Below are 14107 nucleotides of genomic sequence, written 5' to 3'. Positions count from 1 at the left end.
AGCGGGTTTCTCTTGGAGCGCGTGGGGGGGGGTGTTCAGCCCATGTGCAGGCCGCCGTTGACAGAGAAGTCCGCACCGGTGGCGTAGCCGCCCTCCTCGCTGGCCAGCCAGGCGATGATGGACGCGATCTCGCTCGGCTCACCCAGGCGCTTGACGGGCACGGTGGCCACGATCTTCTCCAGCACGTCGGGCCGGATGGCCTTGACCATGTCAGTGCCGATGTAGCCCGGGCTCACGGTGTTGACCGTGACACCCTTGGTCGCCAGCTCCTGCGCCAGCGCCATCGAGAAGCCGTGCATGCCGGCCTTGGCGGCCGAGTAGTTGGTCTGCCCAGCCTGGCCCTTCTCGCCGTTGACCGACGAGATGTTGATGATGCGGCCCCAGCCCTTTTCCACCATGTCGGCCACGACCTGCTTGGTCACGTTGAACATGGAGTTCAGGTTGGTCTCGATCACCGCATCCCAGTCGTCGCGCGACATTTTCAGGAACATGCGATCGCGCGTGATGCCGGCGTTGTTCACCAGCACGTCGATCGTGCCGTGCTCCGCCTTGGTCTTGGTGAAGGCTTCCACGGTGGAATCCCAGTCGCCGACATTGCCGACCGAGGCGTGGAAGGTGTAGCCCTGAGCCTTCTGCTCGTCGAGCCACTTCTTGAAGTCGCGCGTGGGGCCGCAGCCCGCAATGACCGTGAAACCTTCCTTGTGCAGGCGCTGGCAGATGGCCGTTCCGATGCCACCCATGCCGCCTGTGACGTACGCGACTTTCTTGCTCATTTCTTGTGCTCCTTGTGCCTTTGGCGATGGTGACCGGAAGGCCCTCCCTCCGGTCATCCGTTGTTGATTTAACCGTGAATTCAGCGTTCGACCGCGAGGGAAACCCCCATGCCGCCACCGATGCACAGGGCCGCGAGACCTTTCTTTGCATCGCGGCGCTGCATTTCATGCAGCAGCGTCACGAGGATGCGGCAGCCGGACGCACCGATGGGGTGGCCGATGGCGATCGCACCGCCGTTGACGTTCACGCGCGCCGGATCGATGTCCAGCGCCTTGTTGACGGCGCAAGCCTGGGCCGCGAAGGCTTCGTTGAGCTCGAACAGGTCCACGTCGCTGGCCTTCCAGCCAGCGCGCGCCAGGGCCTTCTTCGATGCCGGCACCGGGCCCATGCCCATGGTGGCCGGGTCCAGGCCGCTGGTGCCGAAGGCGGCGATGCGCGCCAGCGGCTTGAGACCCAGCGCCGCGGCCTTCTTGGCGGTCATCACCACCACCGCGGCGGCGCCGTCGTTGATGCCCGAGGCGTTGCCCGCCGTCACCGAACCGGCCTTGTCGAACGCGGGGCGCAGGCCGGCCAGGGCTTCGGCGCTGGTTTTCTTGTTGATGAACTCGTCGGCATTGAAGAGGATGGGGTCACCCTTGCGCTGCGCAATGCTCACGCCCACGATCTCGTCCTTGAACTTGCCGGCGTCCTGCGCGGCGCTGGCCTTCTGCTGGCTGCCCAGCGCGAGCGCGTCCTGCGCGTCGCGGCTGATGCCGTGTTCCTTGGCCACGTTCTCGGCGGTGATGCCCATGTGGTATTGGTTGTATACGTCCCACAGGCCGTCGACGATCATGGTGTCGGTCATCTTCCAGTCGCCCATGCGCTGGCCGTCGCGGCTGCCGTTGAGCACATGCGGCGAGGCGCTCATGTTCTCCTGGCCACCAGCGATCACGATCTCGCTGTCGCCCCAGGCCACGGCCTGCGCGGCCAGCATCACGGCCTTGAGGCCGGAGCCGCACACGGCGTTGATGGTGAGCGCCGGCGTTTCCTTGGCCACGCCGGCCTTCATCATGGCCTGACGGGCCGGGTTCTGACCCACGCCAGCGGCCAGCACCTGGCCCATGATCACTTCACCGATGGCGTCGGCCGGCAGGCCGGTGCGCTCCAGCAGCGCCTTGATGACGATGCTGCCCAGCTCCGTGGCCGGTGTCTTGGCGAGCGTGCCGCCGAACTTGCCCACGGCGGTGCGGGCGGCTGAAACGATGACGATGTCTTCCATGCAATGTCTCCTGGGGGTGCGGATGAAAAAAAATGTTCAGGCTTTGGCTTTGACGTAACGGCCGGGTGCGGGCTCGATGGCGGTGTAGCGCTTGGCCTTGCCATACGCCTTGGGCGCTGCAATTTGCTTGCCAGCCAGCGGCTTGAGCCAGGCGGACCAGTCGGTCCACCAGCTGCCGGGGTGTTCGGTGGCGCTGGCGATCCAGTCCTTCACGTCGGCCGGGAACTTGCCCGCCGGGCCGATCCAGTGGCTGCGCTTGTTCTTCGACGCGGGGTTGATCACGCCCGCGATGTGACCCGAGGCGCCCATCACGAAGCGCTTCTTGCCCGGGAAGATCTGCGTGCTGCCGTAGGACCCGCCGATGGGCACGATGTGGTCTTCGCGCGAGCCGTAGATGTAGACGGGGAGCTTGACCTGGCGGAAGTCGATCTTCTCGCCGCACACCGTGGTCTTGCCCGGCTTGACCAGGTTGTTCTCCAGGTACATCTGGCGCAGGTACCAGGCGTAGTACGGGCCCGGCAGGTTGGTGCTGTCGGAGTTCCAGTACAGCAGATCGAATGGCGGCGGCGTCTCGCCCTTGAGGTAGTTGCCCACCACGTAGTTCCACACCAGGTCGTTCGGGCGCAGGAAGCTGAAGGTGGTGGCGAGGTCGCGCCCGGGCATGAGGCCGCCATCGGCGAACTGCATCTCGCGGAACTTCACGAAGTTCTCGTCGATGAACACGTCGAGGATGCCGGTGTCGGTGAAGTCGAGCAGCGTGGTGAGGAAGGTCGCGCTGTTCACCGGCGTCTCGCCCCGCGCGGCCAGCACGGCCAGCGCGGTGCCCAGCATGGTGCCGCCCACGCAGAAGCCCAAGGCGTTGATGGTCTCGGCGCCGGTGATGTCCTGCGTGACCGCGATGGCCTTGACGACCGCGTCTTCGATGTACTCGTCCCAGGTCTTCTTCGACAGCGATTCGTCGGGGTTGCGCCAGCTCACCACGAAGGTGCGGTGGCCCTGCTCCACGCAGTAGCGGATCAGCGAGTTCTCGGGCTGCAGGTCGAGGATGTAGAACTTGTTGATGCAAGGCGGCACCAGCAGGAAAGGCCGCTCGTACACCTTGGCGGTCAAGGGCTTGTACTCGATGAGCTGGAACAGCTCGTTCTCGAACACCACGGCGCCTTCGGTGGTGGCGACGTTCTTGCCGACCTCGAACACGCTCTCGTCGGTCATGGACACGTGGCCCTGCTTCATGTCGTGCAGCAGGTTGGCCACGCCCTTGGCAATGCTCTCGCCCTGCGTCTCGATCGCCTTCTTCTGCGCTTCCGCATTGAACGCCAGGAAGTTGCTGGGCGCGCTGGCGTCGATCCACTGCTGCACGGCGAAACGAACGCGCGTTCGCGCCTTGGCGTCGCCCTGCACCGCCTCGGCCATGGCCATGAGGGTGCGGGCGTTGAGCAGGTAGGTCGCGGCCGCGAAGGCCGCCATGGGGTTGCTGGCCCAGGCGTCGGACGCGAAGCGCCGATCACCCGCAGGCTTCACGTTCGGCCCCTGGTTCCACAGCCCGGCCAGTTCCTGGAGGTAGGTGTTCTGGATCTCCAGCAGCTGGGCCGGGTCGAAGCTGACCGCCTGGCCCTGGCTGGCCTGGCTGAAGATGTCGCCCACGGCCGGCATGCCGGGGAAGCCGGCGGCGCCCGTGGGCATGGCCATACCGAAGGGGCTGGCCGCGCCCGCTTTCGGCATGAACGCCTTGAACGCGGCAAAAGGGTCGCTGGCGGCGGATGGGGGGGCGGAGGCCCCGGGAAAGGCCTGGGCCATCTGCGTCCACTGTTGAACGAGGTTCTGCTGGAACTGTTGCGCGGTTTCCAGCCAGTCTGAAGAAGGGTTCTTGCCCGATGTCATGCTGGTCTCCTAGGGTGTTGCCTGCGACTTATCATGGGCAGCCCTCGGGGGAGAGATTCCGGATCTTCCCCAGGTTTTTCGTATCAGCATCCAGCAGGCTGACACGGGTGGTCCGGGCTGCAAGGAATGTTGTGTATCTGGTGGTGATCGGTTGGATGTACGTGGTGCTCATGATGTCGGTGGCCGAAGCGACCAACACCACAGGCTCTGTGCTGGGAGCCATTGTGACCTTTTTTCTTTACGGTTTGCTGCCGGTCGCACTGGTGGTTTACCTGATGCTCACGCCACAAAGGCGCAAAGCGATCAAGGCACGCGAGGCCGCCGAGCTCGAAGCACAGCGGGCCGCGACGACCTCGACCACAGCTTCAGTCGATCCAGACGCAGGCGGCCATGCGCCCGGTGCTGCCGAGGCGGACGGCATCGCGCCGGTGCGAAAAGAACCGTGAGGCCTGCGTGACGGTGCACCACGCGGCGCTGCCGTCGTTGCCGTGCACCTGTGCCACGCCCGCGGCCTGAAGCCGGCGCCGCGCGAGCGCGGGCAGGTCCGCCAAAGATTTGCCGTCTCGCCCATGAGACCGAAAACAGGAAGCGGCTTCGACATCGACCGACACGAAGGCGTCCTTCACTTCCGCGCCGACTTCGAACGCCGACGGACCGATGCAGGGGCCGAGCCAGGCCACCACCTCACCCTCGCCCGCCGCTTCGCGCAAGGCGCGCAGCGTGGCCTCGAGCACACCGTTCGCCAGCCCGCGCCAGCCCGCGTGCGCGGCGGCCACCACCTGGCCCGAGGCATGGGCGAACAGCACCGGCAGGCAATCGGCCACCATGATGGTGGCGGCCAGGCCGGGCCCTTGCACCACACAGCCATCGGCCTCGGCGCCGTCCGGCGTCGCGCGGTCCAGCCGCACCACCCCGGTGCCATGCACCTGCTGAAGAAACACGGGACGTGCGGGCGCGGTCAGCGAGGCCAGGCGGGCGCGGTTGGCGGCCACCGCAAGCGGGTCGTCGCGCACGTGGTCGCCCAGGTTGAAGCGGTCGAACGGCGGGGCCGACACACCACCATCGCGCGTGGTAAACAGCGCCCGCACGCCCGGTGGTGCGGGCCAGTCGGGAACCAGGCTGTCCGGGGACTGGGGCATCAGGCCTCGGCGTCCGGGCAGGCCGATGGCTGGGCCTGCTGGAACGCGGGCAAGGCCATGCAGGCCTCGAACGCGGCCATGGTGCGCGGCAGGCCGCTGAAGTCGGTGTTGAAGCGCTGGCCGTTGAAGATCTGCGGCACCAGGCAGCAATCGGCCATGGTGGGCGTGTCGCCCGCGCAGTAGGTGGACGGGGGCTGCAGCGCGAGCTGGCGCTCGAAGGACTCCAGACCGCTGCGCACCCAGTGGCGGTACCAGACGTTCTTGGGCTCCTCTTCCACCTTCAGTTCCTTGGTCAGGTACTTGAGCACGCGCAGGTTGTTGATGGGGTGGATCTCGCAGGCCACGATCTGCGAGAGCGCGCGCACGCGCGCGCGGCCCAGTGCATCGGCCGGCAGCAGCGCGGGCGCGGGCTGCACCTCGTCCAGGTACTCGATGATCGCCATCGACTGCGTCAGGCGCGTGCCATCGTCGAGCTCGAGCAGGGGCACCAGGCCTTCGACCGCCTTGTCGGTGAAGGCCGGCAGCTTGTGGTCGCCGCGCGCGATGTGCACGGGCACGTAGTCGTAGGCAATGCCCTTGAGCGCGAGCGCGATGCGCACGCGGAACGAGGCCGAGGAGCGGAAGTAGTTGTAGAGCTTCATGGGCTCCAAGGATAAACCCGCAGCGGCCAGGCCCCTCAGGCCGTCAAGGCCGGGTAGTCCGTGTAGCCCTTTTCGCCGCCGCCGTAGAAGGTGGTCTTGTCGGGCTGGTTGAACGGGCCACCCTGCTGGAGCCGGGCCACGAGGTCGGGGTTGGCGATGTAGCTCTTGCCGAAGGCCACGAGGTCGGCGCCGTCGTCCAGGGCCTTCTGCGCCAGCGAGAGGTCGTAGCCGTTGTTGACCATCCAGGCCGCACGGCCGCCGGCCGCGCGGTAGGTGGCGCGCAGCGCGGCGTAGTCGAACGGGCGATCGGGAATCTCGCGCGGGCCACCCGTGGCGCCTTCGATGACATGCACATAGGCCAGATCGAAACGCGCCAGCTCGCGCACCACGCAGGTGAAGAGCGGCTGCGGGTCGGCGTCGACCACGTCGTTGGCCGGCGTCACGGGCGAGAGGCGGATGCCAGTGCGCGCCGCGCCGATCGCATCGGTCACGGCCTGGACCACTTCCAGCAGCAGGCGCGCCCGGTTCTCGATACTGCCTCCGTAGGCGTCGGTGCGCTGGTTGCTGCCGGTCTTGAGGAACTGGTCGATCAGGTAGCCATTGGCCGCGTGGATTTCCACCCCGTCGAAGCCAGCCTCGATGGCGGCCAGCGCGGCCTTGCGGTAGTCCTCGACGATGCCAGGCAATTCGGCCGCGTCGAGCGCGCGCGGCACGGAGGTTTCCACGAAGGTGGGCACACCGTCCTTGATCAGCACCGTCTTGGTCTTGGCGGCAATGGCCGAGGGCGCCACGGGAGCACCACCGTTGGGTTGCAGCTCGGTGTGCGAAACGCGGCCCACGTGCCAGAGCTGGGTGACGATCTTGCCGCCGGCGGCGTGCACCGCCGCGGTCACGCGTTTCCAGCCTTCGATCTGTTCGGCCGCGTACAGGCCCGGCACATCGGCATAACCCTGGCCCTGGTGGCTGATGGCGGTGGCTTCGGTGATCAACAGGCCGGCGCTGGCGCGCTGCTGGTAATAGGTGGCCATGAGCGGCGTGGGCACGGCGTTGGGCGCGCGGTTGCGCGTGAGCGGTGCCATGACGATGCGGTTGGCCAGCGACAGCTGGCCTGCAGTGGTGGGTTCGAAAAGGCGGGTCATGCGGATGGGTCAGCGGGGTTGAACGATGGCCCATTGTGCGCAGCCACCCCCGTCCACTCCTCGGGATGGCGCAAATCCCCACGGCCGCAAGGTCGTTGCGGCCGTCCCTGCAAACCCGCCGCGCTTGTGCTGCTGAACGCTCAGCCCACCACCAGGCGGATGCCGGGCAGCACCTGCTCGGACTCGGCGCGCCGCTCCAGCGCCAGGCGCATGTTCATCTGCGCCACTTCGGTGTGTTCCACCGCGAGCGCCTGGGCGCGCGCGCTTTCGCCGCGCCGCAGGGCATCGAACAGCATGTGGTGCTGGCGGTGCGCGTACAGCATCCAGTCGCGGTCCATGGTCACCGTGCCCTGCATGGGCAGCATGGCCGAGGCCGGCGCGAACGGCAGCTTGTCGTTGAGTTCCACCGAGCGTTGCAGGGCCCGGTTGCCGCAGGCATCAAGGATCAGCGCGTGGAAGCGGTCGTTCATCAGGGCGTAGGCCGCATAGCTTTCGATGGTCAGCGGGTTGTCCGCCAGCAGGCGGTCACCCTCGTCGAGCACGGTCTGCAACTGGCCCTGCAACTGGCGCGACACCCCGTGTTCGGCCACCAGCCGTGCCGCCATGCCTTCGAGGTGGCCGCGCACCGCGATGGCGTCGATCACCTCCTGCGCGGTGAACTGGCGCACCAGGTACTTGCCGGTCTCGTTGGCCTGCACGAGCCCCTCCTGCTCCAGCGTGACCAGCGCGGCTCGCACCGGCGTGCGCGAGGCACCCAGGCGTTCGGCCAGCTGTTGCTCGGCCAGGCGCTGGCCGGGTTCGAACTGACCGCTCAGGATCAGGTCGCGCAATTGCATCAAAACGGTTTCTTGCAGGCTCATGGCACAAAATGTACACCGAAATCAAAAAACGGTATACCATTTCGACACCCCACCCCGTTTTATTGCCGGAGATTCCCCACATGAAAGCCGAACTCAATCAACGCATGACCCAGGTCGGACCGGGCACGCCCGGTGGCGAGCTGCTGCGCCGCTACTGGCAGCCGGTGGCGCTGATGGACGAATTCAACCCCGCGCTGGACCCCCAGATGGCCGTGCGCCCCGTGAAGGCGGTGCGCGTGCTGGGCCAGAACTTCGTGCTGTTCCGCGACGCCCTGGGCGAGTTCGGCCTGCTCGATCGCGACTGCCCGCACCGCGGCGCCGACCTCGCCTTCGGCCGCAACGAAGGCGATGGCATCCGCTGCCCCTTCCACGGCTGGAAGTTCGACACCACGGGCCAGTGCATCGACACCCCGGCCGAGCCCGCCGGCAGCAAGATGTGCACGCGCATCAAGCAGCGCAGCTACCCGCTGGTGCAGCGCAGCGGCGTGCTGTTCGGCTGGTTCGGTCCCGAGGACCAGACGCCCCCGCCCTTCCCCGAGCTGGACTGCTTCACCGCGCCCGAAAGCCACACCTTCGCCTTCAAGGGCCTGTGGCACTGCAACTGGCTGCAGTCGCTGGAAGTGGGCATCGATCCGGCGCACGCCTCCTACCTGCACCGCTTCTTCAACGACGGCTCGCTGGAAGACAGCTACGGCAAGCAGTTCCGCGGCGCCAGCGCCGGTGACGTGGGCGGCGAGCGCTGGCCCATGACGCGCGTGATGCGCGAATTCGGCCAGCCCCTCATCAGCTTCGAGCCCAAGCCCTATGGCCTGCAGCTCACCGCGCTGCGCCCCATGACCGACGAGCTGACCCACGTGCGCGTGACCAATGCCGTGTTCCCGCAGACCTTCGTGATCCCGCTGTCGGAGACCATGACGATCACGCAGATGCACGTGCCGGTGGACGACACCCACAACTACTGGTACGCCTTCTTCACCAGCTTCACCGGCCCGGTGGACAAGGACGCCATGCGCACGCCGCGCCTGCAGGCCGTGACCCTGCCCGACTACATCCCGAAGTCGGGCCGCCACAACAACTGGGGCTTCAACGCCGAAGAGCAGCAGACCCGCACCTACCTCGGCATGGGCGAGGACGACATCAACGTGCACGACCAGTGGGCCTGCGAGAGCATGGGCCCGATCCAGGACCGCACGCGCGAACACCTGGGCACCACCGACAAGGTGGTGATGGCCAACCGCCGCATGCTGCTGCAGGCCATCGACGCCGTGGAGCAAGGCGGCACGGCCCCCGGCGTGGCCGACCCGGCCTTGCACGGCGCCATTGCCGGCCCCGACACGGTGGACGGCATCGCCCCCGCGCAGGGCTGGGAAACCTGGTGGCAGGACGCGGTGCGCGACAAGCGCGAAGGTGCGCCCTGGCACGCGAAAGCCTCCGCCGAGGAAACGGCGGGCGCCAAATGACATCGTTCGCCCAACGCTGCGACCTCGAATCCCCCGAACGCGACGCCGAATGCCGGCGCGTGGCCCAACTCATCGAAGCCAGCGGCATCGAGCTGGTGCGCTTTGGCTGGTGCGACGCCCACGGCATGCTGCGCGGCAAAACGCTCACCGCCAAAGCAGCGCTGCGCGCGCTGAACGACGGCGTGGGCATGGTGGGCACGCTGATGCTCAAGGACACGGCCGACCGCACGGCCTGGAAGGTGTTCGAGCCCGGTGGCGCCGACGGCCTGCCCGGCTTCGCCGGCGCGGCCAACCTCATGCTCATGCCCGATCCGCAGAGCTTCACCGTGCTGCCCTGGCTGGAGCGCACCGGCTGGCTGCGCTGCCAGCCCTGGTTCGCCGACGGCACGCCCGTGCCGCTGGACGCGCGCGGCATGCTGCAGACCGCGCTGGCGAAACTGGGCCAGGCCGGCTACGGCCTCAAGACCGGGCTGGAGGTGGAGTTCCACATCTACCGCATCACCGACACGCGCCCTCAGCTCGACCCCGAACTCGCGGCCTGGCCCGGCCTGCCGCCCACGGTGGAGATGATCCACCCCGGCTACAACCTGCAGGCCGAAGCCATGGGCGACATGAGCGACGAGCCGCTGCGCATCGTGCAGCGCACCGCGCAGGCGTTGGGCCTGCCGCTGCAGTCGCTGGAAATCGAACTCGGCCCGAGCCAGGTGGAGGCGGTGTTCGACGCCACCGACGCCCTGACCGCCGCCGACCAGATGGTGCTGTTCCGCAACGGCGTGCGCCAGGCGCTGCGCCGCGCGGGCTACCACGCCACCTTCATGTGCCGCCCGCCGTTCCCCAACATCATGTCCAGCGGCTGGCACCTGCACCAGTCGCTGGTGGACCTGAAGACCGGCCGCAACGCCTGCGTGCGCGACACGCCCGCACCCGGCACCACCCGCACCGACGCCACGCACACGCTGTCCGAGGCGGGCGCGCACTGGCTCGCCGGCCTGCTGTCGCACGCGCGCGGCATGACGGTGCTGTGCACGCCCACCATCAACGGCTTTGCCCGCTTCCGGCCCAACGCGCTGGCACCGCAGGCCGCGCTGTGGGGGCAGGACAACCGGGGCGCCATGCTGCGCGTGGTGGGTGCGGCCGGCGACAACGCCACCCGCATCGAGAACCGCGTGGGTGAGCCCGCCGCCAACCCCTACCTCTACATGGCCGCGCAGATCCACGCCGGACTCGACGGCTTGGCGCGCGCCACGCTGCCGCCGCCCGCGAGCGAATCGCCCTACGCGGCCGACAACCAGAAGCTGCCCTCTTCGCTGGGTGAAGGCCTGGATGCGCTGCGCGCCGACAGCGCGCTGTGCGCAGCGCTGGGTGAGGACTTCGTGCGCTACTTCTGCCGCATCAAGCAAAGCGAGATCGACCGCCACGCGCAAGCCGAGGACAAGACCGACTTCGAGCGCCGCGAGTACTTCGCCAGGACTTGAGCCCGCCCATGATCTCGATCCGATTCCTCAACGCCGATGGCACGGTGCAGGCCATCCAGACCGAGCCGGGCCAGAGCCTGATGAAGGCCGCGGTGGACGCGAACATCCAGGGCATCGAGGCCGACTGCGGCGGCAGCCTCACCTGCGCCACCTGCCACGTGATGATCGGGGCGCCCTGGGCCGCGATGCTGAGCGCCCCGGTGCCTGACGAGATCGACATGCTGGACTTCGCGTCCAGCCCGGTGGAGGCCGACAGCCGCCTGAGTTGCCAGGTCAAGCTCACGCCGGAGATGGATGGCATGGAGGTCCGGCTGCCCGCGTCCCAGCACTGAGGACGCACCGAAAAGCGGTCTGCGCCCATGGCACACTGGTGATCTTCGATTCCAACGAAACCATCCGCCATGCCAGACACCACCTACCTCTTCGCCCCCCCGGCCACCGTGAGCGTGCCCGTGGTGGGGCGCGCCGAGCGCTTCCCCGTGCACCGCATCTACTGCGTGGGCCGCAACTACGAAGAGCACGCCAAGGAGATGGGCTTCACCGGCCGCGAGCCGCCCTTCTTCTTCCTCAAGCCGGCCGATGCCATCGTGGTCGCCGAGGCGGGCCAGACCGCTTCCATGCCTTACCCCAGCCTCACCGGCAACCTGCACCACGAGATCGAACTCGTGGTCGCCATCGGCGTGGGCGGCAAGAACATCCAAGCCGCCGACGCCGCGAAGCACATCTGGGGTTATGCCGTGGGCCTGGACATGACGCGCCGCGACCTGCAGAACGACATGAAGAAGCAGGGCCGCCCCTGGTGCATCGGCAAGGCCTACGACCAGTCCGCGCCCATCGGCCCCATCACCCCGGCCGCGCAGGCCGGCCACGTGAACGAGGCGCCGATCTGGTTGCAGGTCAATGGCGCGGACCGCCAGCGCAGCACCGTGGCCAAGCTGATCTGGAACGTGGCCGAGACCATCGAACACCTGTCGGCCGCCTGGGAACTGCAACCCGGCGACCTGATCTACACCGGCACGCCCGAAGGCGTGGCGGCCGTGGTGAAGGGCGACACCCTGCACGGCGGTGTGGACGGCCTCACACCCATTTCGGTGCGCGTGGCCTGAACGAGAACGTGACGCAGGTCGCATCCGAGGGTTAGACCTCTCACGAAAACGACCTGGCCTGACATATGCTTTTCCCGTTTTTCTTTGACCCCAGGAGACTTTCAACATGATTCAACGCAGAACCCTGCTCCAGTCCGGTGCGGCCGTGGCCCTCGGCGCACCCGCGCTCACAGGCTTCGCCCAACAAAGCGTCACGCTCAAGTTCCACACGTTCATGGCGCCTCAGTCCAACGTGTACATCAACATGCACAAGGCATGGATGGACAAGGTCGAGAAGGACTCCGGCGGCCGGATCAAGTTCGAAGGTTATCCCGCCATGCAGCTGGGCGGCACGCCCGTGCAGCTGTTCGACCAGGCGCGCGACGGCGTGGTCGACATCGTCTGGACGCTGCCGGGCAACACCCCGGGCCGCTTCCCGCGCACCGAAGTGTTCGAGCTGCCGTTCATGATGAACAACGCCGAAGCCACCTCCAAGGCGTTCTGGGAGTACATCACCACGATGGCCCCCGACGAGTACAAGGAAGTGCAGCCCATCGCCCTGCAAGTGCACGGCCCGGGCATGTTCCACATGCGCAGCAAGCAGATCAAGACCGCGGAAGACCTGCGCGGCTCCAAGGTGCGCGGCCCGACCCGCCAGATCACCAAGATGCTGGGCTACCTCGGCGCCATCCCCGTGGGCATGCCGCTGCCGCAGATCCCCGATGCGCTCTCCAAGGGCGTGATCGACGGCTGCGTGATCCCCTGGGAAGTGGTGCCCTCGGTCAAGGTGCACGAGCTCACCAAGTTCCACAGCGAGTTCGACCCCGCTGGCGGCGCGCTCTACACCACCACCTTCGTGATGGGCATGAACCGCAACAAGTACGCCTCGCTGCCGCCCGACCTCAAGGCCGTCATCGACAAGAACTCGGGCATCGAGACCTCCGGCTGGCTGGGCAAGGTGCAGCAGGCCGGCGATGCGCCCGGCCGTGAAGCCGCCGTCAAGCAGGGCAACACCATCTACACCATCCCCTCGGCCGAAGCGCAGGAATTCAAGCGCAAGGCGCGCCTGGTGGAAGTGGAGTGGGTGCAGGACATGGACAAGCGCGGCTTCAAGGGCCAGGAGCTGTTGAACGCAGCCAAGGCCCTGATCGCCAAGCACGGCAAGAAGGCCTGAGTCTTCCCTCCTCGAAAAGCCGGGCCCAGCCCGGCTTTTTTCGCCCTGTGACGGCCCGCTAAACTGCGCTGATGCTGCGCACACCCCCCAAACACTGCCGCAACTGCGGCACCGCCGTCGACATGCGCCTGCCCGACGACGGCGATACCAAGATCCGCGCCGTCTGCCCCACCTGCCATACGGTGCATTACGAGAACCCGCTCAACGTCGTCGGCACCGTGCCGGTGTGGGGCGAGACGGGCGAGTACGTGCTGCTCTGCAAGCGCAACATCGAACCGCGCTGGGGCAAATGGACGCTGCCGGCCGGCTTCATGGAGCTCGGTGAAACCACCGCCGAAGGCGCGGCCCGCGAGACCGATGAAGAAGCCGGCGCGCAGTTCGAACTCGGCGACATCTTCACGCTGATGAACGTGGCGCGCGTGGGCCAGGTGCACATCTACTACCGCGCCCGGCTGCTCAGCGACCGCTTCGACCCCGGCCACGAAACCATCGAGGCACGGCTGTTCACCGAAGACCAGATTCCCTGGGACGAGATCGCCTTTCGCACCGTCAAGGAAACCCTGGAACACTACTTCGCCGATCGCCGGCAAGGCCGCTTCGGCTTCCACGCCTTCGACATCGCCTGAGCAGCGGCATGGGCTCGGCACGCGACTGGCCCCTGGTGCTGCGCCTGGGCACGGCGCAGACGCTGGCCTGGGCCTCCACCTACTACCTGCCGGCCCTGCTGGCCGCGCCGATGGCCCGGGGCCTGGGCGTGCCGGCGTCCCACGTCTGGGGCGCGGTCACGGCCGCGATGCTGCTGGCGGCGGCACTGGGCCCCTGGGCCGGCCACGCCATCGACCGCTGGGGCGGTCGCCCGGTGCTCACGGGCACCAGCCTGCTCGCCGCCGCGGGCCTGGCGGTGCTGTCGCAAGCGCAGGGCACGGCGGGGCTGGTGCTGGGCTGGCTGCTGCTGGGCATCGTCATGGGCAGCGGCCTGTACGAAGCCGCCTTTGCCGCGCTGGTGCGGCTCAAGGGACATGACGCCCGCGCGTCCATCACCGGCATCACCCTGCTGGCCGGCTTCGCCAGCACCGTGGGTTGGCCACTCAGCGGCTGGATGGAAACGGCCTGGGGCTGGCGCGGTGCCTGCCTGGGCTGGGCCGGCCTGCACCTGTTGCTCGGCCTGCCGCTGAACGCCAGCCTGCCCCGCGCCTCCCCCTTGCCCGAGCCAGCCCGCAA

Annotated in this window: 15 protein-coding genes; 8 read left to right on the top strand and 7 right to left on the bottom strand. The window is 67.7% G+C overall.

The window, feature by feature from the left end:
- Positions 1-35: 35 nt before the first annotated feature.
- From phbB to AC3WPZ_RS00805, 3 genes are all read right to left on the bottom strand, one after another.
- On the bottom strand, positions 36-773 hold the full coding sequence (gene phbB / locus AC3WPZ_RS00815) for an acetoacetyl-CoA reductase (protein ID WP_382158300.1): 738 nt from the start codon (positions 771-773) through the stop codon (positions 36-38).
- Between the two features lie 80 nt (positions 774-853).
- Positions 854-2032 (bottom strand): acetyl-CoA C-acetyltransferase, encoded by a 1179-nt coding sequence (locus AC3WPZ_RS00810; RefSeq protein ID WP_382158302.1) that lies wholly within the window; start codon positions 2030-2032, stop codon positions 854-856.
- A gap of 36 nt (positions 2033-2068) precedes the next feature.
- The gene (locus AC3WPZ_RS00805) at positions 2069-3913 is read right to left on the bottom strand and encodes a PHA/PHB synthase family protein (RefSeq protein WP_492437762.1); all 1845 of its coding nucleotides are present in this window, start codon (positions 3911-3913) and stop codon (positions 2069-2071) included.
- Positions 3914-4044: 131 nt separating this feature from the next.
- Between AC3WPZ_RS00805 and AC3WPZ_RS00800 the strand changes: the two genes are divergently transcribed.
- A complete protein-coding gene (locus tag AC3WPZ_RS00800; protein WP_382158306.1) occupies positions 4045-4359 on the top strand; it encodes a hypothetical protein in 315 nt (104 codons plus the stop codon).
- Here AC3WPZ_RS00800 and pgeF read toward each other — a convergent pair.
- The 4 genes from pgeF to AC3WPZ_RS00780 all read right to left on the bottom strand — a co-directional run bounded on the left by pgeF (position 4279) and on the right by AC3WPZ_RS00780 (position 7692).
- A complete protein-coding gene (gene pgeF, locus AC3WPZ_RS00795) occupies positions 4279-5052 on the bottom strand; it encodes a peptidoglycan editing factor PgeF (RefSeq protein WP_492437760.1) in 774 nt (257 codons plus the stop codon). The two genes, AC3WPZ_RS00800 and pgeF, sit on opposite strands and share 81 nt — an antisense overlap.
- Positions 5052-5693 (bottom strand): maleylacetoacetate isomerase, encoded by a 642-nt coding sequence (gene maiA, locus AC3WPZ_RS00790; RefSeq protein WP_492432037.1) that lies wholly within the window; start codon positions 5691-5693, stop codon positions 5052-5054. The genes pgeF and maiA overlap by 1 nt, the downstream gene beginning before the upstream one ends.
- Positions 5694-5728: 35 nt before the next feature.
- Positions 5729-6832 (bottom strand): alkene reductase, encoded by a 1104-nt coding sequence (locus AC3WPZ_RS00785; protein WP_492437758.1) that lies wholly within the window; start codon positions 6830-6832, stop codon positions 5729-5731.
- 140 nt (positions 6833-6972) lie between these two features.
- On the bottom strand, positions 6973-7692 hold the full coding sequence (locus tag AC3WPZ_RS00780) for a GntR family transcriptional regulator (protein WP_291116596.1): 720 nt from the start codon (positions 7690-7692) through the stop codon (positions 6973-6975).
- 80 nt (positions 7693-7772) lie between these two features.
- On the opposite strand from AC3WPZ_RS00780, the gene AC3WPZ_RS00775 reads away from it, so the two are divergent.
- The 7 genes from AC3WPZ_RS00775 to AC3WPZ_RS00745 all read left to right on the top strand — a co-directional run.
- A complete protein-coding gene (locus AC3WPZ_RS00775; RefSeq protein ID WP_382324519.1) occupies positions 7773-9152 on the top strand; it encodes a Rieske 2Fe-2S domain-containing protein in 1380 nt (459 codons plus the stop codon).
- A complete protein-coding gene (locus AC3WPZ_RS00770) occupies positions 9149-10627 on the top strand; it encodes a glutamine synthetase family protein (RefSeq protein ID WP_492437756.1) in 1479 nt (492 codons plus the stop codon). Before AC3WPZ_RS00775 ends, AC3WPZ_RS00770 begins: the two co-directional genes overlap by 4 nt.
- An 8-nt stretch (positions 10628-10635) precedes the next feature.
- Positions 10636-10959 carry a 2Fe-2S iron-sulfur cluster-binding protein gene (locus AC3WPZ_RS00765; protein WP_382324515.1) on the top strand — a complete coding sequence of 108 codons (324 nt, stop codon included), beginning with the start codon at positions 10636-10638 and terminating at the stop codon, positions 10957-10959.
- A gap of 69 nt (positions 10960-11028) precedes the next feature.
- Positions 11029-11733 (top strand): fumarylacetoacetate hydrolase family protein, encoded by a 705-nt coding sequence (locus tag AC3WPZ_RS00760; RefSeq protein WP_444686447.1) that lies wholly within the window; start codon positions 11029-11031, stop codon positions 11731-11733.
- A gap of 106 nt (positions 11734-11839) precedes the next feature.
- Complete coding sequence (locus AC3WPZ_RS00755; protein ID WP_382324511.1) at positions 11840-12886, top strand: TRAP transporter substrate-binding protein; 1047 nt, start codon at positions 11840-11842, stop codon at positions 12884-12886.
- Between the two features lie 71 nt (positions 12887-12957).
- The gene (locus AC3WPZ_RS00750; protein ID WP_291116575.1) at positions 12958-13512 is read left to right on the top strand and encodes an NUDIX hydrolase; all 555 of its coding nucleotides are present in this window, start codon (positions 12958-12960) and stop codon (positions 13510-13512) included.
- A gap of 8 nt (positions 13513-13520) precedes the next feature.
- The coding region (locus AC3WPZ_RS00745; protein ID WP_492437754.1) for an MFS transporter at positions 13521-14107 on the top strand (587 nt) is incomplete at its 3' end.

This window comes from Hydrogenophaga sp. FW305-3-2-15-A-LB1 (assembly GCF_058787875.1).
The sequence above is the reverse complement of the archived record's forward strand: the minus strand, read 5'-3'. Positions and strand labels throughout refer to the sequence as shown.